22 protein-coding genes and 1 other RNA gene are annotated in these 23,273 nt (G+C 64.8%); 15 read left to right on the top strand and 8 right to left on the bottom strand.

What is annotated here, in order from left to right:
* The first annotated feature begins 39 nt into the window (after positions 1 to 39).
* The 7 genes from PVW49_RS14845 to PVW49_RS14815 all read left to right on the top strand — a co-directional run bounded on the left by PVW49_RS14845 (position 40) and on the right by PVW49_RS14815 (position 5,900).
* Positions 40 to 189 (top strand): hypothetical protein, encoded by a 150-nt coding sequence (locus PVW49_RS14845; protein ID WP_170850513.1) that lies wholly within the window; start codon positions 40 to 42, stop codon positions 187 to 189.
* The gene (locus PVW49_RS14840; RefSeq protein WP_074835559.1) at positions 179 to 1,735 is read left to right on the top strand and encodes a hypothetical protein; all 1,557 of its coding nucleotides are present in this window, start codon (positions 179 to 181) and stop codon (positions 1,733 to 1,735) included. Before PVW49_RS14845 ends, PVW49_RS14840 begins: the two co-directional genes overlap by 11 nt.
* A gap of 5 nt (positions 1,736 to 1,740) precedes the next feature.
* Entirely contained in the window at positions 1,741 to 2,664 is a 924-nt protein-coding gene (locus PVW49_RS14835; protein WP_048531496.1) for a site-specific tyrosine recombinase XerD, read from the top strand.
* Between the two features lie 85 nt (positions 2,665 to 2,749).
* Positions 2,750 to 4,060: an HlyC/CorC family transporter gene (locus tag PVW49_RS14830; RefSeq protein ID WP_048531494.1), complete on the top strand. Its 1,311-nt coding sequence runs from the start codon at positions 2,750 to 2,752 to the stop codon at positions 4,058 to 4,060.
* Positions 4,061 to 4,313: 253 nt separating this feature from the next.
* Positions 4,314 to 4,841, top strand: coding sequence for a phage tail protein (locus PVW49_RS14825; protein ID WP_274565424.1), 528 nt, complete (start codon positions 4,314 to 4,316; stop codon positions 4,839 to 4,841).
* 34 nt (positions 4,842 to 4,875) lie between these two features.
* Positions 4,876 to 5,343 (top strand): hypothetical protein, encoded by a 468-nt coding sequence (locus PVW49_RS14820; protein WP_274565423.1) that lies wholly within the window; start codon positions 4,876 to 4,878, stop codon positions 5,341 to 5,343.
* Positions 5,344 to 5,396: 53 nt separating this feature from the next.
* Positions 5,397 to 5,900 (top strand): GNAT family N-acetyltransferase, encoded by a 504-nt coding sequence (locus tag PVW49_RS14815; RefSeq protein WP_274565422.1) that lies wholly within the window; start codon positions 5,397 to 5,399, stop codon positions 5,898 to 5,900.
* Between the two features lie 7 nt (positions 5,901 to 5,907).
* Here the strand turns inward: PVW49_RS14815 and PVW49_RS14810 are convergent, their stop codons facing one another.
* Positions 5,908 to 6,243, bottom strand: coding sequence for a DUF6916 family protein (locus tag PVW49_RS14810; RefSeq protein ID WP_274590904.1), 336 nt, complete (start codon positions 6,241 to 6,243; stop codon positions 5,908 to 5,910).
* Between the two features lie 193 nt (positions 6,244 to 6,436).
* On the opposite strand from PVW49_RS14810, the gene PVW49_RS14805 reads away from it, so the two are divergent.
* The 3 genes from PVW49_RS14805 to ssrA all read left to right on the top strand — a co-directional run bounded on the left by PVW49_RS14805 (position 6,437) and on the right by ssrA (position 8,766).
* Entirely contained in the window at positions 6,437 to 7,333 is an 897-nt protein-coding gene (locus tag PVW49_RS14805; RefSeq protein WP_274590903.1) for a Hint domain-containing protein, read from the top strand.
* Positions 7,334 to 7,523: 190 nt separating this feature from the next.
* Positions 7,524 to 8,402: a DMT family transporter gene (locus tag PVW49_RS14800; protein WP_274565420.1), complete on the top strand. Its 879-nt coding sequence runs from the start codon at positions 7,524 to 7,526 to the stop codon at positions 8,400 to 8,402.
* A gap of 13 nt (positions 8,403 to 8,415) precedes the next feature.
* Positions 8,416 to 8,766: a transfer-messenger RNA gene (gene ssrA / locus PVW49_RS14795) on the top strand.
* A gap of 244 nt (positions 8,767 to 9,010) precedes the next feature.
* On the opposite strand, the gene mfd is transcribed toward ssrA, so the two are convergent.
* Complete coding sequence (mfd, locus tag PVW49_RS14790; protein ID WP_074835549.1) at positions 9,011 to 12,502, bottom strand: transcription-repair coupling factor; 3,492 nt, start codon at positions 12,500 to 12,502, stop codon at positions 9,011 to 9,013.
* A gap of 45 nt (positions 12,503 to 12,547) precedes the next feature.
* Positions 12,548 to 13,039 (bottom strand): component of SufBCD complex, encoded by a 492-nt coding sequence (locus tag PVW49_RS14785; protein ID WP_139211247.1) that lies wholly within the window; start codon positions 13,037 to 13,039, stop codon positions 12,548 to 12,550.
* 188 nt (positions 13,040 to 13,227) lie between these two features.
* On the opposite strand from PVW49_RS14785, the gene hemB reads away from it, so the two are divergent.
* Positions 13,228 to 14,220, top strand: coding sequence for a porphobilinogen synthase (hemB, locus tag PVW49_RS14780; protein ID WP_074835546.1), 993 nt, complete (start codon positions 13,228 to 13,230; stop codon positions 14,218 to 14,220).
* 138 nt (positions 14,221 to 14,358) lie between these two features.
* Entirely contained in the window at positions 14,359 to 14,916 is a 558-nt protein-coding gene (locus PVW49_RS14775; RefSeq protein WP_048531479.1) for a YSC84-related protein, read from the top strand.
* A 134-nt stretch (positions 14,917 to 15,050) separates the two neighbouring features.
* Here the strand turns inward: PVW49_RS14775 and PVW49_RS14770 are convergent, their stop codons facing one another.
* Complete coding sequence (locus PVW49_RS14770) at positions 15,051 to 15,320, bottom strand: usg protein (RefSeq protein ID WP_048531477.1); 270 nt, start codon at positions 15,318 to 15,320, stop codon at positions 15,051 to 15,053.
* 193 nt (positions 15,321 to 15,513) lie between these two features.
* On the opposite strand from PVW49_RS14770, the gene gyrA reads away from it, so the two are divergent.
* Together gyrA and PVW49_RS14760 are read left to right on the top strand one after the other, a co-directional pair.
* Positions 15,514 to 18,249, top strand: coding sequence for a DNA gyrase subunit A (gene gyrA / locus PVW49_RS14765; protein WP_274590902.1), 2,736 nt, complete (start codon positions 15,514 to 15,516; stop codon positions 18,247 to 18,249).
* 103 nt (positions 18,250 to 18,352) lie between these two features.
* Positions 18,353 to 18,763, top strand: a complete 411-nt coding sequence (locus PVW49_RS14760; protein WP_274590901.1) for a DoxX family protein — start codon at positions 18,353 to 18,355, stop codon at positions 18,761 to 18,763.
* A 62-nt stretch (positions 18,764 to 18,825) separates the two neighbouring features.
* Here PVW49_RS14760 and PVW49_RS14755 read toward each other — a convergent pair whose 3' ends face one another.
* The 4 genes from PVW49_RS14755 to PVW49_RS14740 form a co-directional block, all read right to left on the bottom strand.
* Complete coding sequence (locus tag PVW49_RS14755; RefSeq protein WP_274590900.1) at positions 18,826 to 19,131, bottom strand: hypothetical protein; 306 nt, start codon at positions 19,129 to 19,131, stop codon at positions 18,826 to 18,828.
* Positions 19,132 to 19,320: 189 nt separating this feature from the next.
* On the bottom strand, positions 19,321 to 20,796 hold the full coding sequence (locus tag PVW49_RS14750) for a carboxypeptidase M32 (RefSeq protein ID WP_274590899.1): 1,476 nt from the start codon (positions 20,794 to 20,796) through the stop codon (positions 19,321 to 19,323).
* Positions 20,793 to 21,941 (bottom strand): heme A synthase, encoded by a 1,149-nt coding sequence (ctaA, locus tag PVW49_RS14745; RefSeq protein WP_074835541.1) that lies wholly within the window; start codon positions 21,939 to 21,941, stop codon positions 20,793 to 20,795. Before ctaA ends, PVW49_RS14750 begins: the two co-directional genes overlap by 4 nt.
* 84 nt (positions 21,942 to 22,025) lie before the next feature.
* Positions 22,026 to 22,796, bottom strand: coding sequence for an RNA methyltransferase (locus tag PVW49_RS14740; protein WP_074835540.1), 771 nt, complete (start codon positions 22,794 to 22,796; stop codon positions 22,026 to 22,028).
* A 111-nt stretch (positions 22,797 to 22,907) separates the two neighbouring features.
* Here PVW49_RS14740 and PVW49_RS14735 point away from each other — a divergent pair, with 111 nt between their 5' ends.
* Positions 22,908 to 23,252, top strand: a complete 345-nt coding sequence (locus tag PVW49_RS14735) for a TfoX/Sxy family protein (protein ID WP_074835538.1) — start codon at positions 22,908 to 22,910, stop codon at positions 23,250 to 23,252.
* Positions 23,253 to 23,273: the final 21 nt, after the last annotated feature.

Genomic DNA, 23,273 nt, shown 5'->3' with positions numbered 1-23,273 from the left:
ATGCGGGTATGATGAAGAGCAAGGCAGAGGCAGCACCCGATGGGCCGATTGATCAAATACCTCTTTTATCTGGCGGTTCTGGCAGGGATCGCGCTTGTGGGCTATGCCTACATCGGGCCGTTTTTCGGCGCCGATTTTTCGCCGCCCGCCGAAGAGATTCGCAAACCGGTGGTGCTTGATGCGGGCTGACGGCGCTTTTCTTGCCGTGCTGCTGCATGTCGCGATGGCCGCGCCGCTGGCCGCGCAGGATCCGCTGTCGGCGATCGACTGGCTCGACCAGCAGCCGCAGGAAGACACCGATTTCGGGCTGGTCCCCGATGCCGCCGCACTGGCACCGCAAAAGCAGGAGCCGCCGGTCACCCGGGACGCCAGCCGCCCCGAGGTCAGCGTTCGGCCGCTGGATGCGCCCAGCGTCGATGCGGTGGGCCTCCTGCCGCCGCATGTCACCGGCTTTCCGCAGACGCTCTGGCAGGCCAGCGACACCGCGCAGCTTGCCGATCTGCTGATCGCGCAGAACGTCGATGGCCAGCCGGCGATGCAATCGCTGCTTTTTGCGCTGCTGCTGGCCGAGGCGCTGCCGCCCGAGCCGGCCGACGGCGGCTTTCTGCTGGCGCGGATCGACCGGTTGATCGCCATGGGGGCGATTGCCCAGGCGGCCGAGTTGCTTGCGCTGACCGATGCCAAATCCGATCCGGCGCTGTTTGCCCGGGTGCTTGACCTGTCGTTGCTGGCCGGGCCCGGCGTCGCTGCCTGCGAAGTGCTCGCCGGGCAGCCGAATCTCGCCCCCGGCACCGATTACCGGGTCTATTGCCTGGCCCAGACCGGCAATTGGGATCTGGCGCTGACCACGCTGACCACGGCCGAGGCCCTGGGCGACATCCCCGCGACAAAGGTCAACCTCCTGCTCGGCTTTCTCGATCCCGAACTGGCCGGAGAGCTTGCCGTACCACCGCCCTCGCTGCGCATGAGCCCGCTGGAATACCGCCTGTACGAGGCGCTTGGCGAACCGGTGCCGACGCATACCCTGCCGCGCGCCTTCGCCAATGCCGACCTGCCCGGCGACAGCGGCTGGAAGGCGCAGATCGAGGCGGCGGAACGTCTGGTCCGCGCCGGCGCGATCTCCGAACAGCGGCTGTTCGCCTTCTATGTCGCCAACCAGCCCTCGGCCTCGGGCGGGGTCTGGGACCGGGCGGCGGCCGTGCAACGCTTCGAGCGGGCGCTGGACGGCGGCGACCCCGAAGAGATCGACAATGCGCTGCGCCAGGTCTGGACGGTGATGGCCGAAGTCGGGCTGTCGACGGCCTTTGCCAAGGCCTATGGCGCCCGGCTGGCCGAGGTCGACCTCGCCGGCACAGGGGCCAGCCTGCAAATGCAGGCGGCGCTGCTCTCGCCCGAATACGAACGTCTGTCGCGACGGCTCGAGCCGCGCGGCCTGAGCCAGGAATTCGCCGTGGCGCTGGCCCAGGGCACGCCGGAAGCGGCCACCGCCCCCGACCCCCACGCTCGTGCCATTGCCGAGGGCTTCGTCAATCCGCCGCCGCCGCATCTTCAGGCGCTGCTCAACGGCGGGCGTCTGGGCGAGGTGATCCTGCGCGCCATGTCGCTGGCCTATCAGGGCCATCTCGGTGATGACACGGCGCTCTCCGAGGCGCTGGCCACCTTCCGCGCCGTCGGACTCGAGGACACCGCCCGGCGCGCCGCGCTTCAGTCGCTGCTGCTGACCGCCGAGGGCTGACACCGATGGACGACGCCCATATATCCGCCTTTCTCGAAGCCCAAGCCGCCGAGCTTGGGGCCGCGCACAATACGCTTCTGGCTTATGGCCGCGACCTGCGCGATGTCGCCGACTGGCTCGCCGCCAAGGACCGGAGCTTCGAGACCGCCGCGCGCGCCGACATCGAAAACTATCTGGTGCATTGCGAGGCGCAGGGGCTGGCCCGCGCGACCCGGGCGCGCCGGCTCTCCGCGATCAAGCAGCTTTATCGCTTCGGCTTCGAGGAAGGCTGGCGGATGGACAACCCGGCGATCCAGATCGCCGGGCCCGGCAAGGAGAAGCGCCTGCCCAAGACGCTGTCGGTGGATGATGTCGAGCAGTTGTTGCAGGCCGCCGAGCGCCATGGCCGCACGGCCGCCGACCGCGCCCGCAACCTCTGCCTGATGCAGGTGCTTTATGCCACCGGCCTTCGGGTGACCGAGCTTGTCTCGCTGCCGGTGGCGGCGGTGCGCGGCGATCCGCGGCTGATCCTGGTGCGCGGCAAGGGCGGCAAGGAACGCATGGTGCCGCTGTCACCGCCGGCGCGCGAGGCGCTGACCGCCTGGCTGGCGATCCGCGATGCCGCCGAGGAGGAGGCGCGGCTCAAGGGCAAGCCCGCCTCGCCCTTCCTCTTTCCCTCGCGCGGCAAGGCCGGCCATCTGACGCGGCATTGGTTCTTCAACCTTATCAAGGCGCTGGCCGTCGATGCTGGCCTGACGCCCGCGGATGTCACCCCGCATACCCTGCGCCATGCCTTTGCCACCCATCTGTTGCAGAACGGCGCCGATCTGCGGGCGATCCAGACGCTTCTGGGCCATGCCGATGTCGCCACCACCGAGATCTACACGCATGTGCTGGAAGAGCGCCTGCGCGAACTGGTGCTGGAGCATCATCCGCTGGCGCGCGAGTGAGATCACCCACCCACCCTGTCATCGCCTTGATCACCGGCCCGTTCCGCCGCATAACCCGGCGCAGTTCAAATGAAAGTCAGACGTAATGGACCCCTCGCCCAGCCTGCTTGACGGCGCCTTCTGGATCACCTCTGCGGCCATCCTGCTGCTCCTTGTCCTCTCCGGCTTCTTCTCCGGCTCGGAAACCGCGCTCACCGCCGCCTCGCGCGGCAAGCTGCGGGCACAGGCCGACAAGGGCAACCGCGGTGCCGACCGGGCGCTGACGATCACCGAAGACAACGAGCGGCTGATCGGTTCGGTGCTGCTGGGCAACAACCTGGTCAATATCCTGGCCACCTCGCTGGCCACGGCGCTGTTCACCCGGCTGTTCGGCGAAAGCGGCGTGGCGCTGGCCACGCTGATCATGACGCTGCTGGTGCTGATCTTTGCCGAGGTGCTGCCCAAGACCTTTGCCATCACCAATGCCGAACGCGCCGCCGCCTTTGTCGCCGCGCCGATCGCCCTTGTGATCCGCGTCTTCGCCCCGGTGGTCGGCGCCGTGCGCATCCTGGTGCGCGGCATTCTCAGCCTGTTCGGCGTCAAGACCGACCCCGACAGCCATATCCTTGCCGTGCGCGAGGAAATTGCCGGCGCGCTGCATCTGGGCCATTCCGAAGGCGTGGTGGAAAAGGAAGACCGCGACCGCATCCTGGGCGCACTCGATCTTTCAGAGCGCACGGTGGAAGAGATCATGCTGCACCGCTCCGGCATCGAGATGATCGACGCCGACACCCCGCCGCGCGAGATCCTGACGCAATGCCTGGAGAGCCGGCACACCCGGTTGCCGGTGTTCAAGAACGACCCCGAGAACATCATCGGCGTGATCCACGCCAAGGACCTTCTGCGCGCCATGAACAAGCTGGTGGATGGCAGCGAGGACCAGACCGGCGTGCTCGAAGCCTTTGACATCACCTCGATCGCGATGAAGCCCTATTTCGTGCCCGACACCACCTCGCTCGACGATCAGATGCGGCAGTTCCTGCGCCGCCGCACCCATTTTGCGCTGGTGGTCGATGAATATGGCTCGCTCGAGGGGTTGATCACGCTCGAGGACATTCTCGAAGAGATCGTCGGCGAGATCACCGACGAATTCGACCCCGATGCCGAACATTCGGTGCGTCGCGGCGAGGATGGCCACTACCATGTCGACGGCGCGATGACGATCCGCGACCTCAACCGCGCCACCGACTGGAACCTGCCCGACGAGGCTGCCAATACCGTCGCCGGGCTGGTCATCCACGAGGCCCAGATCATTCCGGCGGTGGGCCAGGTGTTTTCGTTTCACGGCTTTCGCTTCGAGGTGACCGGGCGCAAGGACAACCGCGTGACCCGGCTCAAGATCCGGCCACTGGCCTGACGGGGCGCCATCGCGGATCGGCCGCCCCGCGCCATGTCTCAGCTCCGCAGGCCGGTATATTTCCCCTTTCTTCACAACCATAAAGCAGCGTGAGCCCGCTCACATTCATCTTTTCTTATCTCTTGACCGATTGGCGTTTCAGCGGCACTCTGTTCGCGGGTCGAGGTGCACAATTTTTCAATGCCCGCCAAATCTTTAACCGAAACGGCGGCCTGCATGTCGCTACGCTTCGTCGCTATTGAGAGGATTTTTCATGTCGGAACCATTTCTTGGAGAGGTCAAGCTGGTGGGCTGGAACTTCGCGGCCCGCGGCTATGCGCTTTGCGATGGTCAGCTGCTGCCGATCTCTCAGAACACTGCGCTGTTTTCACTGCTCGGAACGATCTATGGCGGCGATGGCCGCACGACCTTTGCCCTGCCGGATCTGCGCGGCCGAATGGCCATGCACTTTGGCCGGGGTGCCGGTCTGAGCGACCGGCGGATCGGGCAAAGGGGCGGCAGCGAGACCAATACTCTGACCGTCAACCAGATGCCCAGCCACAACCACACCGCAAGCCTGCATGCCGAGCTGGGCGCACCCGACCAGTCCAATCCACAGGACAACATGCTGGGTCTGTCCAATATCTATATCGCGCCAAACGCGGCGCCGAACCGGACAATGGCGTCTGAAACCATCGTGGTGAACAACAACGGCGGAAACCAGGCGATCAACAACATGCAGCCCTTTCTTGTGATGAACTATCAGATCGCCCTGGTCGGGCTTTTCCCGTCGCGCAACTGATGCGTTCCACAGGTATGCCCGCAGGAGAACACACATGAGTTCGGACACAGATATCAGCCGACGCGGCTTTGTGGCCACCCAGGTCGCCGGGGCCGCGGTTGTCGCCGCCTTGCCCGCGACCGGCGCCAGCGCCGCCACCGGCCTGTTGACAACGACAGAGTCCGCGCCGGCCGCCGGTCCGTTCAACTGGCTCAGCTCCGGTTCGGCCGAATTGAAGGCTCATATCGGTCGCCGTTTCCGGTTTCAGACCGAGGATGGCCGATCCGCCGTGCTGAAACTGGTGGCGGTGGAGCCGATAGACAGCGGACCGCATCGCCCCGCCGACCTGCCGCGCAGCAGCGGCGTCATCGCGGTCTTCGACGGGCACGACAAGGCGCCAATGGTCGAGGCCGGCAGCCAGACCTATCGGGTCTCGGCGCCGCGCATCGGCGCTGCCCGGCTGATGGCCGGACCGACCCGCAAGCGCGACGGCTCGGACGTGATCGAGATCGTCCTCAACTGATCCACCGTACGGGGCGTAGAGCACGCCCCGGCCCAAACCAACCGGACTTCAACATGCTCGACCGTCCCCGCGGACAGGTGGCATTCCGCCTCATCCACGACACCGACCGTCCCTTTCTGGAATATCTCCATGCGACAACGCGCGCTTGGGAATTCGAATTGGTGGCTTGGGAAGAGGCGGAAAAGGCGCGTTTCCTGAAACAGCAATTCGAGGCGCAGGATCTGAGCTATCAGCGCAGCTTTCCCAAGGCCAACCGCCATATCATCACGCTCGATGGCGTGGATATCGGCCGGCTCTATCTCGACCGGCAGGACGACGTGCTTTACATCATCGAGTTCTCGTTGCTCCCGCAGTACCAAGGGCGCGGCATTGGCACGGACATCCTGCGCAGCCTGCTGAACGAGGCCCATGGCGGCAAGGTGCCGGTCCGGCTCAAGGTCGAGCGGCTCAATCCGGCGCAGCGGCTCTACCTGCGCCACGGCTTCGTGCAGACCGGCGTGGTCGGGCATCATCTGGCGCTGGAATGGCGGCCTCAGCTTGGCCCGCGGGAGGTCTGACCGTGGCTCAGTTGAAGACCGCCTCATACAGCATGCAGGTCCGGTCTTGCCGGAACGGCGAGAGAAAGAGCCTCAATACGCCAAGCTGCGGATGGCGGATTTCGAACACCTGGCTGTCGAGCTGCGGCTCGCGCGGCCCCTCAAAGGTCAGGGCGAAGGCCTGGCGCGGCGGCAGGATGCGTCCGTCGATCTCGACCTCGTTGTCGCGGATCGACGACCCCTCGAAACGCTTCACGTTGTCGAGCACAAGGCGCACCGGATCGGGACGCGAATCGACCGCGAAGATATCGCCTATAAGGGAATCGAAATCTTCCGGCGCGGCGGCGGCAATATCGATGGTCATGCGGCTCCCCTGTAGGCCCAATTCCTCGGGAATGGTAAAGAGTTACAGCAATAATGTGAATATTTACTTTGTCCTTGGGCGAGCAATCGCGTTTCGGATTGTCCACGTCGGATATTGCTCGACCGAAAGCTGCGGATCGCTTAACGTTTAGGTAACGATGTTTCACTAGTAGACTTAGAAAAAGGAATTCAACATGGCCACATATACCGGTGACGTACACTTTTACTTCAACGGCAATCTCAACGCTGCAAATTTTGACAATGAGACAATTGCCGACAACCTTCTAGATGCAGAATTCACAGCCGGCGAGATCGTCAACGACGGAACCGGAAACCTGTTTGGCGACGGGTTGGGGACCTATGTGGGTTCCATTGATATCGGCGGTACCCTTTACCCGATCTTCTCCGACGAAAATGCCGGCACGTTGGCAGATCCGGCGCTTTTCCTCGTGACCCCGACAGGTTTTTTCACCGCTGCGAATCTGCCGGCCGATCTCAGCTCGGCGACGACTGCGTCTACCACCGAATGCTTCCTCACCGGCACCCATATCGCCACCCCCGAGGGTGAAGCCCGGGTCGAGGAGCTGAAAATCGGCGACGAGATCCTGACCGCCGCGGGCGAGGCCATCGCCATCAGGTGGATCGGCGTGCAGCGCGTCTATACCGCCTTCCGTCCGCCGGAACGCCTCCGCCCGGTCCGTGTCAGCGCCGGGGCGCTTGGCGATGGTTTGCCCAAGCGTGACCTGCGGCTGACCGCCGATCACGCGCTGGTGGTGGACGGGCTGTTGATCAACGCGGGCGCGCTGGTCAATGGTGCCGGAATCGACTGGGCCTCGGCCGAGGAGATGGGCGAATTCTACACCGTCTATCACATCGAGACCGAAAACCACGAAGTGATCCTGGCCGAGGGCACCCCGGCCGAGACCTACATCGATTATATCGGTCGCAGCCATTTCCACAATTATTCGGAATATGTGGCGCTGTACGGCGAAGAACGCACCATCGCCGAAATGGACAGGCCGCGGATTTCCACCCCGCGTCTGGTTCCGGCGGCGATCCGCGCCAGATTGGCCGCTGACAAGGCGGCCTGAGCCCGACTGAACGACCTCACCGGTGTGGCAGACCCCGGCTCCGCCTCTTTCGGTGGAGCCGGGGTTTTCCGTCGGGCAGGCCCCGCTTTTGCGCCCCGACCAGGCGGCCCTTCCCCCTCTGCGCTTGTCACCCGGCGAATGGCGCGCGATAGGGGGCACAGTCCTGTCACCCATACCCGGATCCTGCCCGATGTTGCGAAGCGGCCCCTTGCTGATGACGGTCTCGATGGCGCTCTTTGCGGTCGAGGACATGTTTCTGAAATCCGCCATGCAGGAGATCAGCGTCGGGCTGGCGCTCAGCGCCTTCGGACTGGGCGGGATGAGCGTCTTTCTGATCTGGGCGCGCCTGCGTGGCCAGCGGCTGTTTCACCCGGCGATTGTCACCCGCCCGCTGTTGCTGCGGTCTACGTCCGAGGTGCTGGGGCGGCTGTTTTATACCCTGGCCTTCGCTCTCGCCCCGTTGTCGCTGGTGTCGGCCATCCTCCAGGCGACGCCGCTGGTGGTGGCGCTTGGCGCGGTGGTGTTCTTTGGCGAGGTGGTCGGCTGGCGCCGCTGGCTGGCCATCGCCCTGGGCTTTGTCGGCGTGCTGATGATCCTGCGGCCGGGGACCGAGGCCTTTGCCGCCACCAGCATCTTTGCGGTGCTGGGCATGCTGGGCTTTGCCGGGCGTGATCTGGCGACGCGGGCCAGCCCGCCGTCGATGTCGAATGTGCAGCTCGGGGTCTACGGTTTCCTGATGCTGGTGATCGCCGGTCTGATCATGATCGCGGTGACCGGCCCCGGGCCGCTGCCGGGGCCACGGGCGTCGGTCGAGCTCGGGCTTGCGGTGGCGGTCGGCGTGCTGGCCTATACCAGCCTGACCGCGGCGATGCGGGTCGGCGAAGTCTCGATCACCGTGCCCTTCCGCTACACCCGGCTGCTCTTTGCCATGATCCTCGGCATTGCGGTCTTTGGCGAACGACCCGACCTGATGACCTGGGCGGGCAGCGCGGTGATCGTGGCAAGCGGGCTTTATACCATCTACCGAAGCCAGCGCGGCGCCGCGCCGCTGGCGAAAAAACCTGTCTGATCGGCGCCCGCGCCCCCTTAACATCCCGGCCCGTGCGCCCTATATTCAGCCTTGTCCTTCGGGACTATGGACATAAACGCGCTCGTAATAAGCGGATCGGACCCGGGGGCGGTACCCGGCGGCTCCACCAACCATCCTTCGTTTGGGGATCATGGGGCCGAAACAGGATCGACGAACGTCTAAAGGGGTTAGCTTTGTCCCGGTGAGTTACCACCGTTATCGGTACAACTAAGCTAGTTGCAAACGACAACAAAGCTCCGGTGGCAATGGCTGCGTAAGCAGTCGGATCTACCGAAATCTTAAGTCCTAGGGCCTAGCAGCTTTAGGCGGGGTTCGCAGGTACCTGGCAACAGAAACCTGCATTCCTCTCTTCTTCTGCATCGGCCCCAATCCTCTCGGTTCCGGAGGCGATCCGGCAATCGTGTTCAAGCATTGAAGGGTTGGCGGTCCCGGATCATGGCGGTGACGTCGATCAACGGCTTCGGGGCGACGGCCACGCCAGCGCCAGGTAGGATCCACCGCGCCGAGCCACGCACCACAGCCCGACTGCCGGCGATCTCGCATCGCACACCACCCGGCGCCGGGCGCCGCCCGGCGACCGGCTCACCTCATGCCCTGGCCTTCTTCTTTTTCTTCTCCGCCACGACCTTCTCGGCCAGATCGCGGGCGATGGCAAAGGCGCCCTTGATCTTGTCGGCGTCACTTTTCCAGTCGCGGCGGACGACGATCTTGTTGTCCTTCACCTTGGCCAGCCCCTTCTGATCCTTGATGAATTCCACCAAACCCTGCGGCGAGGCGAACTTGTCGTTGTGGAACTGGATCGTCGCGCCCTTGGGCCCGCCGTCGAGCTTGGCAATGCCGGCGCGTTTGCACATCGCCTTGATCCGCACCACCAGCAGCAGGGTGTTGACCTCCTTCGGCAGCTTGCCGAAACGGTCGATCAGCTCGGCGGCAAACCCCTCCAGCTCGACCTTCGTCGTCAGCTCGGACAGCCGGCGGTACAGCCCCAGCCGCACATCGAGATCGGGCACATAGTCCTCGGGGATCAGCACCGGAACGCCGAGGTTGATCTGCGGTGCCCATTGATCGTCGGCCTCGGTCAGCCCCTCCATTTCGCCCGCACGGATCTTGGCAATCGCCTCCTCCAGCATCGACTGATACAGCTCGTAGCCCACGTCGCGCATCTGTCCCGATTGCTCCTCGCCCAGAAGGTTGCCGGCGCCGCGAATATCGAGATCCTGTGACGCCAGGGTAAAGCCGGCACCTAGGGTATCGAGCGAGCCCAGCACCCGCAGTCGCTTTTCGGCGGTGGCGGTCAGCCTGGCACGGGGTTTTGTCGTCAGATAGGCATAGGCCCGTGTCTTCGACCGCCCTACCCGGCCACGGATCTGATAGAGTTGCGACAGGCCGAACATGTCCGCACGGTGCACCACCATGGTGTTGGCGGTCGGGATATCGAGACCACTTTCGACAATCGTCGTCGCCAGCAGCACGTCGTATTTGCCGTCATAAAAGGCGTTCATCTTGTCGTCGAGCTCGCCTGCCGGCATCTGCCCATGCGCCACCACGTAAGAGACCTCGGGCACCTGATCCTTGAGAAACTGCTCGATCTCGCCCAGATCGCTGACCCGCGGCACCACATAGAAGCTCTGGCCGCCGCGATAATGTTCACGCAAGAGCGCCTCGCGGATGGTCACCGCGTCGAACTCGCTGACATAGGTGCGGATCGCCAGCCGGTCGACCGGCGGCGTGCCGATGATCGAGAGATCGCGTACGCCGGAGAGCGACAATTGCAGGGTGCGCGGGATCGGCGTCGCGGTCAGGGTCAGCACGTGGATATCGGTGCGCAGCTGCTTCAGCCGCTCCTTGTGCGAGACGCCGAAATGCTGCTCTTCGTCGATGATCAGCAGCCCGAGGTTCTGAAACCGGATGCCCTTGGCCAAAAGCGCATGGGTGCCGATGACGATATCCGCCGTGCCTTTGGAAATGCCCTCGCGGGTGAGCGCCGCATCGCGCGCCGAGACGAAGCGCGACAGCGGCCGGACATTGACCGGGAAGCCACGGAAGCGCTCGGCAAAGCTCTTGTAATGCTGCCGTGCCAGCAGCGTCGTCGGCGCGATCACCGCCACTTGCATGCCCGACATGGCGGCCACGAAAGCGGCGCGCATCGCCACCTCGGTTTTGCCAAAGCCCACGTCGCCGCAGATCAGCCGGTCCATCGGCTGGCCGGAATGCATGTCGTCCATCACGTCGGAAATGGCGCGCAGCTGGTCGTCGGTCTCCTCGTAGGGGAAGCGCGCCGAGAAATCCTCGTAGGCGCCATGCGGCGGGTCCATCACCGGCGCCTTGCGCAGCGCACGCTCGGCCGCGACGCGGATCAGCCGGTCGGCCATCTCGCGGATGCGTTCCTTGAGCTTGGCCTTCTTGGCCTGCCAGGCGCCGCCGCCCAGCTTGTCGAGCAGACCGGCCTCATGGCCGTATTTCGACAAAAGCTCGATGTTTTCAACCGGCAGATAGAGCTTGGAGGCCTCGGCATATTCCAGCGCCAGGCATTCATGCGCGGCGCCGGCGGCGGTGATCACCTCGAGCCCGAGATAGCGGCCGATGCCGTGATCGACATGCACCACCAGATCGCCGGGGCTGAGCGATTGCGTTTCGGTCAGGAAGTTCTCGGCCCGGCGCTTTTTCTTCGGTGCACGGATCAGCCTGTCGCCCAGCACATCCTGCTCGGACACGACGGTGATCCGGGCCTCTCCCCCCGTCTTGCCGCCGCCCCAAGGCCCTTCAAACCCGTGCTCCAGCGCCCAGACCGCCAGATGCAGCCCGTGCCGGCCGATGCTGCGGGCATCCTTGACCAAGATCGTCTCGGCCAGCCCCTCATCCTCGATCAGGCCGGAAAGCCGCTCGCGCGCGCCCTCGGAATAGGAGGCGACCACCACCGGACCAAGCTCAAGCTTTGCCTTGATATGATCCGCCAATGCGCCAAAAAGGCTAATGTTTTCCTGCTGACGCTCGGGCGCGAAATTGCGCCCAATACGGCCACCGGCATCCGAGACGCCGGGGCCCGAGGCCTGGGCCAGCGGATGGAACTGCAACACCCGGCGGCCGGAGGTGGCGGCCTGCCAGGCGGCATCGTCGAGATACAGCGTCTCGGGGGGCGCGGGTTTGTAGACCGTGTCCATCCGCGATTTGCTCGCCATCGCGATCTTGCGGGTCTCGTATTGATCCTCGATCATCTCCCAGCGGGCCAGCCGCGAGGGGGTGACCTGATCGTCCTGGGTGATGGTGGCCTCGGGCAGATAGTCGAACAGCGTCTCGAGCCGCTCGTGAAAAAAGCCCAGCCAGTGCTCGGCGCCCTGGTGCTTGCGGCCGGCGCTGATCGCCTCGTACAGCGGATCGTCGGAACCGGCGGCGCCGAATTCGATGCGGTAATTCTGCCGGAAGCGGGTGATCGCCGCCTCGTCGAGGATGACCTCGGAGACCGGCGCCAGCTCGACCATGTCGAGCTTTTCGGTGGTGCGCTGGCTGACCGGGTCGAAGCGGCGTGCGCCGTCCAGCGTATCGCCAAAGAGGTCGAGCCGTACCGGGCCGCCTTCTCCGGGCGGATAGATGTCGATGATGCCGCCGCGCACCGCGTAATCGCCAGGCTCCATCACCGTCGGCGCCTGAACGAAGCCCATCCGCACCAGGAAGGCGCGCAGCGCCTTTTCGTCGATCCGGTGGCCGACCCGGGCGGTAAAGGCCGCCTCGCGCAAAACCTCGCGGGCCGGGATCTTCTGCGTCGCCGCCGACAGGGTGGTCAGCAGCACGAATTGCTGCGGCATGCCATGTACCAGCCCGGCCAGCGTCGCCATCCGCGCGGCCGAGATATCGGCATGGGGCGAGACCCGGTCATACGGCAGGCAATCCCAGGCCGGAAAGGTCAGCACCGGCATCTCTGGCGCAAAGAAGCCGAGCGCCGCCTGCATCGCCGCCAGCCGCTTGTCATCGCGGGCGACATGCAGCACCGGGCCGCCGCTTCTGGCGGCCTCGTCGAGGATCAACCGGGCGTCAAAGCCTTCCGGCGCGCCACCGATGATGCGGGTCTGAAGGTCTGGCATGGCGTCTCACTTGCGGCAGCGGAAGGATCGGGTCAATGGCGCGGCTCAGAGTCCCAGAACCTGAACCGAGAAATTCTGGTACATGCCCCACATGGCGGTGACAAAGATCGACAGCACGCCGATCACCTGGACATAGAACCGGTGGCGGATCAGCCGGCGTTGCAGCGCCTCGCCATGCAGGCCCATGTCATTGATCCGGCGCGAGGTCGAAAGGCTGAGAAGGCCGACGAGGCTCATCGGAAAGAGCAGCAAAAAGACCGCCTGGGCGAATTCGACCCAGTAGAAAAAGCCCAGCACCGCCAGCCCGCTGAGCAGAAAGCAGATCAGGCCCAGCAGCCAAATGCCCGCCACCCGGCCGATATAGAGCAGCCGCGAGGTGTTGATCCGCACCAGTTCCTCGAGATCGCCCTGCGCCTGGCCGCCGTACTTGCGGGCGTGGGTGACCATGTCGAACGGCACGCCGATCACCCAGTGACTCGCCGTCGACCACATCACCGCCAGCGCGATCCAGAACCAGAGATTCGAGAAGGACCGCATGTCGATATGTTCAAGAATGACGAGTTGCAGATCGGTCACCGCGTGTTCCCCTGAGGCATCTCGGGCCTCCTTACCGCAAGCTCCGGGCATTGCCCAGAGGCCGCCGCCGCGGCGGCCTGCGGGTGCGCTTCGGGCTGGACTTGGCGCAACAGGCTTGGCAGGTACGGGAGAGAATTTCGGAGAACGCCATGCCCCTCGCCCCCTTTCCCGACGCCCGCTTCCGCCGCACCCGCAAATCCGCCGCGCTGCGTGATCTGGTGCGCGAAAACACCCTGACGCCCGGCGATTTCATCTGGCCGATCTTCCTGCGCGATGGCGAGGGGATCGAAGAGCCAGTGCCCTCGATGCCCGGCGTGGTGCGGCGCTCGGTCGACCTGGTGGCGCAGGCGGCGCGCGAGGCCCATGCCCTGGGCATTCCGGCGATCTGCCTCTTTCCCTATACCGACCCGAGCCTCAAGACCGAGGATTGCGCCGAGGCCTGGAACCCCGAGAACCTGTCGAACCGCGCCACGCGGGCGATCAAGGCGGCGGTGCCGGAAATGGTGGTGATGACCGATGTGGCGCTCGACCCCTACAACATCAACGGCCACGACGGCTTTGTGGTCGATGGCGAGGTGGTAAACGACGCCACCGTCGGCGCGCTGGTGAAACAGGCGCTGAGCCAGGCCGAGGCCGGGGCCGACATCATCGGCCCGTCGGACATGATGGATGGCCGCATCGGCGCGATCCGTGGCGCCCTGGAAGCCGGCGGCTTTCCCAACGTGGCCCTGCTCAGCTATTCGGCGAAATATGCCAGTGCCTTTTACGGCCCGTTCCGCGATGCGGTGGGCGCCTCCGGCGCGCTCAAGGGTGACAAGAAGACCTATCAGATGGACCCGGCCAATTCCGACGAGGCGCTGCGGCTGGTGGACCGCGATCTGAGCGAGGGCGCCGACATGGTGATGATCAAGCCGGGGATGCCCTATCTCGACATCTGCCGCCGGGTGAAAGACCGCTTCGGCGCGCCGACCTATGCCTACCAGGTCTCGGGGGAATACGCGATGATCCAGGGCGCCGCGCAAAACGGCTGGATCGACGGCGAACAGGCGATGATGGAGAGCCTGATGGGCTTCAAACGCGCCGGATGCGACGGGGTGCTGACCTATTTCGCGCCGGCGGCGGCGCGGCTTCTCAACGGCTGAGCCGCTCCCGCGCCGGCGCGGCTTTGCCACAATCCCGGCGCCGGGTTTTCGCGGCGTGACACCCCGGGCCAAAGCGCCTATACTGCGCGCGACCGGCGACAAGACCGGCCCCCAAGGCAATGCGAGCAGAGACCCAAGATGACCCAGCTTCCCCGACGATCCTTTGTGTTTTCCGGCCTTGCCGCAACCACGCTGGCCGCTTGCGGCAACGGCGTCGGGTCGCGCGGCCCGGCCACGATCGACGCCCGTGTCGACAGCACCTTGGCGCAGCTCTATTCGGATTTTCCCGCCACCCGCGAAGTGGCCGAGAAATCCGTCGGCATGTTGATCATGCCGCTGGTGACCGAGGCCGGCCTGGGCCTGGGCGGCGGCTATGGCCGCGGCGCCATGCGCATCAACGGCGCGACGGTGGATTACTATGCCATGACCAAGCTCTCGACCGGATTGCAGATCGGCGCGCAACAATATGCGCATGTGCTGTTCTTCATGACCGACGAGGCCTTGCAGAATTTCCGCCGGTCGCCCGGTTTTGCCGCCGGCGCCGGCGCGACCTATGCCATCCCCGACAGCGGCGGCAATCTGAGCGCCGAGACCACCACCTCGCTTGCGCCGATCATTGCCGTGGTCTTTGGCCAGGCCGGGCTGCGCGTCGGCGCGACGCTGGAGGGCGTGAAATACACCCGGATCATTCCCTGACGACGAGGCGTTGATGCGCAGGCCGGGCTGGGGGCGCTGCCCCCGTCGCCCCGGGCGACTCCCCCGAGGGTATTTTCGGCAAGAGGAAGATCAGGGCGATCTGGTTGCGACCGGGGGTCCAAGGGCCACAGCGGTCAGTGATAGGTGAATTCGCCGACCAGGTTCTGCCATTCGCCGGAGGCCAGCATCTTGCGGTGCGAAAAGCGCACCGAATGCAGCGGGCCCTCGATCTCGTCCTGCCAGAACTCGATGAAGCGGAAGAGCTTGGGGTGATCCGGCGCGGTGTCATATTCCTGCCAGATATAGCTGTTGAGCACATGGGTGTAATCCGGCATGTGATAGAAGAATTCCGCCGTGGTCAGCCCGTAGCCGCGCAGCATCATTTCGGTCTCCGACATCTGCATCTTGCACCTCGTCTTTTTTTGCTGTGCGGGAATCGTGCCAGAAATCTGTTGAAAATCAACAAATACAATCTGTTAGCCACCTGACGTGATGGCTGCCAAATCGACGGAATCCAAGGATTGCACCCCATATCCTGTCTCTGATATAGTTTGCCTCAACTATATATAGAAACCGACAAAAAGCGGTGAAGACGACGTGAGCGACACGCCCCAACCCCCTGAGAACGATGAACAAAAACCGGACCGGCCCGAGCATCACGGCCCCACGGTCTCGATCACGGACGAGATGCAGTCGGCCTATCTCGACTATGCGATGTCGGTCATCGTGTCCCGCGCGATCCCGGATCTGCGCGACGGGCTGAAACCGGTGCATCGGCGCATTCTTTATGCGATGCATGAAACCGGCAACAGCCATGACAAACCCTATCGCAAGTCGGCCCGCCCTGTGGGCGACGTCATGGGGAAATACCACCCGCATGGCGACAGCGCGATCTATGACGCGCTGGTGCGCATGGCGCAGGATTTCTCGATGTCGCTGCCGCTTCTGGACGGTCAGGGCAACTTCGGCTCGATGGATGGCGACAATGCCGCGGCCATGCGTTACACCGAGGTGCGGATGGACAAGCCCTCGTCGTATCTGCTGGCCGATATCGACAAGGAAACCGTCGATTTCCAGGACAATTACGACGGCAAGGACCGCGAGCCCAGCGTGCTGCCGGCGCGCTTTCCCAACATGCTGGTCAATGGCGCCGGCGGCATTGCCGTCGGCATGGCGACCAACATCCCGCCGCATAACCTCGGCGAGGTGATCGATGCCTGTTTGGCATTGATCGAGAATGCCGATCTGACCTCGGAACAGCTGATCCATTATATCCCCGGCCCGGATTTCCCCACCGGCGGGCTGATCCTCGGCCGCTCGGGCGCGCGCAAGGCCTATCTCGAAGGTCGGGGCAGCGTCATCGTGCGCGCCAAGACCCGCGTCGAGGAGCTGCGCAAGGACCGCTATGCCATCGTCGTCGACGAGGTGCCCTATCAGGTGAACAAGGCGGCGATGATCGAAAAGATCGCCGAGGCCGCCCGTGAAAAGCGCATCGAGGGCATTGCCCATGTGCAGGACGAAAGCGACCGCAACGGCGTGCGGGTGGTGATCGAACTGAAGCGCGATGCCACGGCGGAGGTGGTGCTGAACCAGCTGTTCCGCTTCACCCCGATGCAGACCTATTTCGGCTGCAACATGCTGGCGCTCAATGGCGGGCGGCCCGAGCAGTTGACCCTGCGCGCCTTCCTGACCTCCTTCCTCGATTTCCGCGAGGATGTGGTGGCGCGGCGCACCGCCTATCTGCTGCGCAAGGCGCGCGAACGCAGCCATATCCTCTGTGGTCTGGCGGTCGCGGTGTCGAATGTCGACGAGGTCGTGGCGACGATCCGCGCCTCTGCCGATGCGGCGGAAGCGCGCGAGAAGCTGATGACCCGGCGCTGGCCGGCGCAGGAGATCGCCGCCTATATCAAGCTGATCGACGATCCGACCCATACGATCAACGAGGACGGCAGCTACAACCTCTCCGAGGCGCAGGCCCGCGCCATTCTCGAGCTGCGGCTGCAACGGCTGACCCAGCTGGGCGTCAAGGAGATCACCGACGAGCTCGAAGAACTGGCGGCGAAGATCAAGGATTACCTCGATATCCTGTCCTCGCGCGAGCGGATCATGACGATCATCTCGGACGAACTGACCGAGGTGAAAGAGCAATTTGCCGTGCCGCGCCGCACCGAGATCACCGACTGGGCCGGTGACATGGACGACGAGGACCTGATCGAACGCGAGGACATGGTCGTCACCGTCACCCAGGGCGGCTATATCAAGCGCACGCCGCTGGCCGATTTCCGCTCGCAGAAGCGCGGCGGCAAGGGGCTGTCGGGCGGTGCGCTCAAGGATGACGACGTGGTGACCACGCTGTTTGTCGCCAATACCCATACGCAACTTCTGTTCTTTACCACCGACGGCATGGCCTACAAGCTCAAGACCTGGCGGCTGCCGCTGGGCGGGCGCACCTCCAAGGGCAAGGCAATCGTCAATATCCTGCCGATCCCGACCGGCGTGTCGATCGCGGCGATCATGCCGGTCGATCGCGACGAGGGCGAATGGGACGATCTGCAAATCGTCTTTGCCACCGACAAGGGCACCGTGCGGCGCAATCGACTGTCGGATTTCACCAACGTGAAGTCGAACGGCAAGATCGCGATGAAGTTCGAGGACGAGAACGAAGGCATGTCGTTGATCAATGCCCGGATCTGTTCCGAAGACGACGACGTCATGCTGGTCACCGATTCCGGCCGCGCCATCCGCTTTCCGACCACCGATGTGCGGGTGTTCAATTCGCGCAATTCGGTGGGGGTGCGGGGCATCCGGCTCAACAATGGCGACAAGGTCGTCTCGATGTCGGTGATCCGCCACTTCGAGGCCGAGGCGGAGGAACGCGCCGCCTATCTGAAGCAGCGTCGCCTGATGGCGGGGATCACTGATGACCCGGAGACCGACGAAGAGGCCGCCGCCCCCGGCGCGCTCTCGCCCGAGCGCTATGCCGAGATGTCGGCGGCCGAGAACCTGATCCTGACAATCACCGCCAAGGGCACCGGCAAGCTGTCGTCGTCGCATGACTATCCGGTGCGCGGCCGTGGCGGCCAGGGCGTGGCGGCGATGGACAAGGCGATGCGCGGCGGGCCTCTGGTGGCCTCTTTCCCGGTGGAACTGGACGATCAGATCATGCTTGCCACCTCGCGCGGGCAATCGATCCGGGTGCCGGTCGATGGCATCTCCTTCCGGTCGCGCAGCGCCGGCGGCGTGCGGGTGTTCAACACCGGCAAGGGCGAGGAAGTGGTCAGCGTGGCCTGGATCGCCGAACAGGCCGAAGACGAGGGTGAGGCCGAGAGCTGAGGCGCCCTGCAAATTCGCACAAGACTTGTGTGGTTTGCCTGAATTGATCGTGGATGCACAGATCGAATAGTCCTTCCGACAGAAACTCGGAAGGACACTTCACATGACCTACACTCTTCAAAATGCCGGCCTGCTGGTCGCGCGTATCCTGCTCTCGGCAATGTTCATTCTGGCGGGCATCGGCAAGCTGGGCGATGTTCAGGGCTTTGCCAGCTACGTGGCCTCGGGCGGCCTGCCCGGCTTTCTCGCCTGGCCGGTGATCGTCCTGGAGATCCTCGGCGGCCTGGCGCTTCTGGTCGGCTTTCAGACCCGGCTGGCGGCGCTGGCGCTGGGCCTGTTCTCGGTGGCGACCGGCGTACTCTATCACTTTGCCCCGGCGGACCAGATGCAGATGACCATCTTCATGAAGAACCTGGCGCTTGGCGGCGGCTATCTGGCGCTGGCGCTGGTCGGCGCCGGCCAATGGTCGGCCGATGCGGCGCTGGGCCGGAAATCGGCCACGGCCACCGCGTAAGCACAAGGCCATCGCCCGGTCTCGGCCGGGCGATGGCATGTTTCGGGGGCTGTTGCGTTTTGTCAGTCGGTGCCGGAGCTCGACCCGCTTTCGTCGCCGAGCAAGGCCAGCCCGAGCAGCGCGATGCCCACGGTCGCCGGCAGCGCCGCGCCGCCGTTGGTCTGGAAGGAACTCAGCCTGCGGCACAGCCGGGCTGGTGTGCCGTCCGGCAGCGTCGTCAAGGTGTCGCGGCACCAGTATTGAATGCCGTTGGCTTCCACGTACAGCGGATAGTCCGGGTCAGGGCTCAGCCCCGGTGCGGCACCCTGCGCCAGCGCCGATCCGGCAAGACCCGCAATGATACCCGCGGAAAGTAATAACTTTTTCATAGTCCAATCCTCTCCCGTTCTTCGTAATGCCTGTCGGACAAGATTACACCGTTTCCGGCCTTTGCGCTATCGGTCTGATGATCCGGGCCCGCACCAGCCCGCCCGGCCGCCGCACCCATCGGCGCAACCGGCTCCCGAGCGGCAAAAGCGGCCTGTCAGGCGGGCCAGGTGCCTGATTGGCGGGGTTTTTCAGAGATCGTAGAGATCGGCGAACTTCTGCTCAAGATAGCCCAGCAGCGGCGCCTCCGAGGGGGCGAATCCACAGGCCTGCTCGATCACCGCACGCGGCTCGTAAAGCCCGCCGAACCGCTGCACATTGGCATGCAGCCAGCCGGTGGCCCCCGAAAGATCGCCCCGCGCCAATTGCCCGTCGAGGTCGGCAACATCGTCCTGCAACGCGAGATAGAGACAGCCGGCATAGACATTGCCCAGGGCATAGGTCGGGAAATAGCCCAGCAGCCCGGCGGCCCAATGCACATCCTGCAACACGCCGTTCGACGGCTTGTCGACCGGATAGCCGAAATCCTCGGCAAAACGCGCGTTCCACGCCTCTTCGAGATCGGCCACGTCGAGCTTGCCCCGTGCCATGTCGCGTTCGAGGTCAAAGCGCAGCATAATGTGAAGGTTGTACTGCACCTCGTCCGCCTCGGTGCGGATGAAGCCGCGCTGGACGCGGTTGACGGCCGTGTAAAACGCCTCTTCGCCGGTAACCCCCAGATCGCCAAAGGCATCCCGCATCTGGCCATAAAGCCAGTGACAGAAGGCGCGCGAGCGGCCCAGCTGATTTTCGTAGATGCGGCTCTGGCTTTCATGCACCCCGAGCGACACGCCCTGCCCCAGCGGGCTCAGCGCATAGCCCGCATCGATGCCCTGTTCGTAACAGGCATGGCCGACCTCGTGGATGGTGGAATAGGCGCAGTTGAACGGATCGTCGGCCGCGGTGCGGGTGGTGATCCGCACATCGGCGCCGCTGCCCGAACTGAAGGGATGCACCGCCTTGTCGATCCGCCCGCGATCGAAATCATAGCCAAAGACCTCGGCCAGACGACGTGACAGCACCATCTGCGCCGCCGGATCAAAGCTGCCCGAGACCGGATCGGGTGCCGGCCGGTCCAGCACCGCGGCGCGCAGCGCCACCAGACCGGGGCGCAGATCATCGAACAGCGATGCCACCTCGGCCCCCGTCGCCCCCGGCTCATAGCCCTGGAGCAGCGCGTCATAGGCATCCCCCGCGCCCGCGATATGCGCCGCCTCTTCGCGGCGCAACGCCACGATTTCCGACAGCACCGGGGCGAAGGCGGCGAAATCCTCGTCAGCCCGCGCCCGCGCCCATTTGCCATAGGCCACCGACGTGGTGCGGGCGATCCGCGCCGCCAGCGCCGCCGGCACCCGCACCGCGCGTTCGTAATTGCGCCGGATGTGGCGCATCTGCGCCCGGCCCACCGCATCCAGTGTCGAATCCTCGACCGCCGCCAGCCATTGGCCGACCTCTGGCGCGGTGCGCCGCGCATGCAGCATTTCTTCCATCGCGCCCAGCTCTTCGCCGCGTTGTTCGGCGGCGCCCGGCGGCATCATCGTCTCCTGATCCCAGCCCAACCGGCCGGCAACCTGGGCCAGCGCCTCGGTCTGGCGCTGGAACGTCATCAGCTCGTCATAAGCGCTCATCGCACCGACCCCCGAATGCTGTCGGCGGTGGGATAGCCGGCAATGAATCGCGCCCGCAGGATCAGCACCCAGAGCACCACCGCGCCAAGTTGATGGGTGATCGCGATATGCAGCTGCGCCGAATAGAGCACGGTGACGACGCCTAGCACCACCTGAAGCGCCATCATCGCCAGCACCGCGTTAAAGGCGAAACGGGTCTTGCCATGGGGCGATCTGCGCGCCCGAAGCCAGACCACCACGCCGAAGATCGCCAGCAGATAGCCCGCCATCCGGTGCATGAACTGCACCAGCCCATCGTTCTCGAAGAAGTTGCGCCAGAGCGGCTCGATCTCGAAGGGGAACGGCGGAAAGAACCCGCCCGCCATCAGCGGCCAATCGGTATAATTGCGCCCCGCGTCGATGCCGGCCACCAGCGCGCCGATCAGGATCTGCAAGAAGGCGAAATGCGTCAGCCCGGTGCCCATCGAGAACAGCTTCGCCTCGCGGTTGCGGCGGCATTGCATCAGCTCGCGTTCCTCGCAGCCGAGCAGGAAAATATACCATGACAGCACCCCGAGGATCACGAAGGCCAGCCCCAGATGCGTCGCCAGACGATAGCTCGCCACGTCGAGCATGGTGCCGGTCAGCCCGGAGGAGACCATCCACCAGCCGACGGCACCCTGCACCCCGCCGAGGAGCCCGGGGATCAGCAGCCGCCCGGTCCAGCCCGGTGGGATTTTCCGCAGCATCAGGAAGCCCGCAAAGCCCAGCGCCCAGACCAGCCCGACAAAGCGGCCCAGCTGCCGGTGGCCCCATTCCCACCAGTAGATCACCTTGAATTCCGAAAGCGTCATGCCCTGGTTTTGCAGCTCGTATTCCGGGATCGCCTGATATTTCTCGAATTCGGCGGTCCAGTCGGCTTCGGACATCGGCGGCAGCGCCCCGGTCACCGGCTTCCACTCGGTGATCGACAACCCGCTGTCGGTCAGCCGGGTCAAACCGCCGACCAGGATCATCGCCACCACCAGCGCGAACAGCATCATCAGCCAGACCCGGATCGCGCCACGCGCGCCGCGCCGGCCGCGGTCGATCATGCCGGTCCGGGCCGGGGTCTCGGGGCGTTTGGCCTCGCCCACCTCTTCGAACAATTTGCGTTTCTCTGCCATGGGCCTCTCCGTTTGCGCGGACAGTAGTGCGCGCCCCGAGGGGCTTCAAGCGCCACCCTTTGCCGCAGGGCGCGGCGGTCGCCTTCAGTCGCGCGGGCTGCGTTCGGCGGTCTCTTTCCAGCGCACCATCTGCCGCATCACCCCGTGCAGCATCTGTACATCGGCGCGGGTCAGCCGCATCCGGCTCCAGAGATTGCGCAGGTTGATCTTCATCCCCTCGGCCTTGGTCGGCGGAAAGAAGAAACCGGCCTCCTCCAGCCGCTCCTCGTAATGCGCGGCCAGTTTCTCCATCTCGATGCCGCTGGCCCAGTCAGTCTTGGCCATCTCCACGGTCTCATGGGTGATTTCCGCGCCGGCGCGGCGCCATTCATAGGCGGTCAACAACACACATTGCGCCAGGTTGAGCGAGGCGAACTCGGGGTTCACCGGCACCGAGATGATTGCATTGGCCAGCGCGATATCGTCGTTTTCCAGCCCGGCGCGCTCCGGCCCGAACAGCACCGCCACCTTTTCGCCACCGGCGATCTTTTCGGCGGCCATCTGCATCGCGCGTTCCGGGCTCACCACCGGCTTGGTCAGCCCGCGCTGCCGCGCGGTGGTGGCAAAGACAAAGGAACAATCGCCCACCGCCTCGGCGGTCGTGGCGAAATGCCCGGCCTCGTCCAGCAGCCGCCCGGCGCCCGAGGCCATCGCCACCGCCTTCTGGTTGGGCCAGCCATCGCGCGGCGCCACGACGCGCATCCGCTCCAGCCCGAAATTCCACATCGCCCGCGCGGCGCCACCGATGTTTTCGCCCATCTGGGGGCGGACAAGCACCATGGCGGGCTGCGGGCGGTATCTGTTGCTCTCACTCATGGCCGCCCTGTTACGGCGCCGCCGGCAAAAGCGCAATTCCCCTGCTGCATCCTGGCCGATAAACTGCACCCTGACGGCGCCCCCGCCGCCCGCCTTCGCGGAGTTCCGACAATGGCCTATGATCCCGGACATGAAACCCTGCTGCGCGAGGACATGGGCGAGGCGCTTGGCCCCCGCGTGGTGGAACTGTCCGAACGCAAGATGTTCGGCGGGCTCTGCTTCATGCTCAACGGCAACATGCTCTGCGGCGTGCACAGGGACGGGCTGATGTACCGCGTGGGCAAGGACAATGCCGATCGCGCCCTGGCGCTCGAGGGCGCGCACCCGATGGCCTTCACAGGCCGGCCGATGGGCGGCATGATCGAACTCTACGAGGATGACCTCGACCGCGACACCACCCGCCAGGGGCTGATGGCGCTGGCGCTCGACTTCGTCGATGCCCTGCCGCCGAAATGACCGGGGGTCTCGCCAGTGATG

Source organism: Marinovum sp. PR37 (assembly GCF_028807375.1).
GTDB classification, from domain to species: Bacteria; Pseudomonadota; Alphaproteobacteria; order Rhodobacterales; family Rhodobacteraceae; genus Marinovum; species Marinovum algicola.
Note: the sequence above shows the minus strand (reverse complement) of the source record. Positions and strands in the feature narration are given on the sequence as shown.

Bases quoted from the DNA above. Each gene is read 5' to 3' on its own strand.
- PVW49_RS14845 (WP_170850513.1), top strand. From the start codon at position 40: ATGGGCCGATTGATCAAATACCTCTTTTATCTGGCGGTTCTGGCAGGG.
- PVW49_RS14840 (WP_074835559.1), top strand. From the start codon at position 179: ATGCGGGCTGACGGCGCTTTTCTTGCCGTGCTGCTGCATGTCGCGATG.
- PVW49_RS14835 (WP_048531496.1), top strand. From the start codon at position 1,741: ATGGACGACGCCCATATATCCGCCTTTCTCGAAGCCCAAGCCGCCGAG.
- PVW49_RS14830 (WP_048531494.1), top strand. From the start codon at position 2,750: ATGGACCCCTCGCCCAGCCTGCTTGACGGCGCCTTCTGGATCACCTCT.
- PVW49_RS14825 (WP_274565424.1), top strand. From the start codon at position 4,314: ATGTCGGAACCATTTCTTGGAGAGGTCAAGCTGGTGGGCTGGAACTTC.
- PVW49_RS14820 (WP_274565423.1), top strand. From the start codon at position 4,876: ATGAGTTCGGACACAGATATCAGCCGACGCGGCTTTGTGGCCACCCAG.
- PVW49_RS14815 (WP_274565422.1), top strand. From the start codon at position 5,397: ATGCTCGACCGTCCCCGCGGACAGGTGGCATTCCGCCTCATCCACGAC.
- PVW49_RS14810 (WP_274590904.1), bottom strand. From the start codon at position 6,243: ATGACCATCGATATTGCCGCCGCCGCGCCGGAAGATTTCGATTCCCTT.
- PVW49_RS14805 (WP_274590903.1), top strand. From the start codon at position 6,437: ATGGCCACATATACCGGTGACGTACACTTTTACTTCAACGGCAATCTC.
- PVW49_RS14800 (WP_274565420.1), top strand. From the start codon at position 7,524: ATGTTGCGAAGCGGCCCCTTGCTGATGACGGTCTCGATGGCGCTCTTT.
- mfd (WP_074835549.1), bottom strand. From the start codon at position 12,502: ATGCCAGACCTTCAGACCCGCATCATCGGTGGCGCGCCGGAAGGCTTT.
- PVW49_RS14785 (WP_139211247.1), bottom strand. From the start codon at position 13,039: ATGCGGTCCTTCTCGAATCTCTGGTTCTGGATCGCGCTGGCGGTGATG.
- hemB (WP_074835546.1), top strand. From the start codon at position 13,228: ATGCCCCTCGCCCCCTTTCCCGACGCCCGCTTCCGCCGCACCCGCAAA.
- PVW49_RS14775 (WP_048531479.1), top strand. From the start codon at position 14,359: ATGACCCAGCTTCCCCGACGATCCTTTGTGTTTTCCGGCCTTGCCGCA.
- PVW49_RS14770 (WP_048531477.1), bottom strand. From the start codon at position 15,320: ATGCAGATGTCGGAGACCGAAATGATGCTGCGCGGCTACGGGCTGACC.
- PVW49_RS14760 (WP_274590901.1), top strand. From the start codon at position 18,353: ATGACCTACACTCTTCAAAATGCCGGCCTGCTGGTCGCGCGTATCCTG.
- PVW49_RS14755 (WP_274590900.1), bottom strand. From the start codon at position 19,131: ATGAAAAAGTTATTACTTTCCGCGGGTATCATTGCGGGTCTTGCCGGA.
- PVW49_RS14750 (WP_274590899.1), bottom strand. From the start codon at position 20,796: ATGAGCGCTTATGACGAGCTGATGACGTTCCAGCGCCAGACCGAGGCG.
- ctaA (WP_074835541.1), bottom strand. From the start codon at position 21,941: ATGGCAGAGAAACGCAAATTGTTCGAAGAGGTGGGCGAGGCCAAACGC.
- PVW49_RS14740 (WP_074835540.1), bottom strand. From the start codon at position 22,796: ATGAGTGAGAGCAACAGATACCGCCCGCAGCCCGCCATGGTGCTTGTC.
- PVW49_RS14735 (WP_074835538.1), top strand. From the start codon at position 22,908: ATGGCCTATGATCCCGGACATGAAACCCTGCTGCGCGAGGACATGGGC.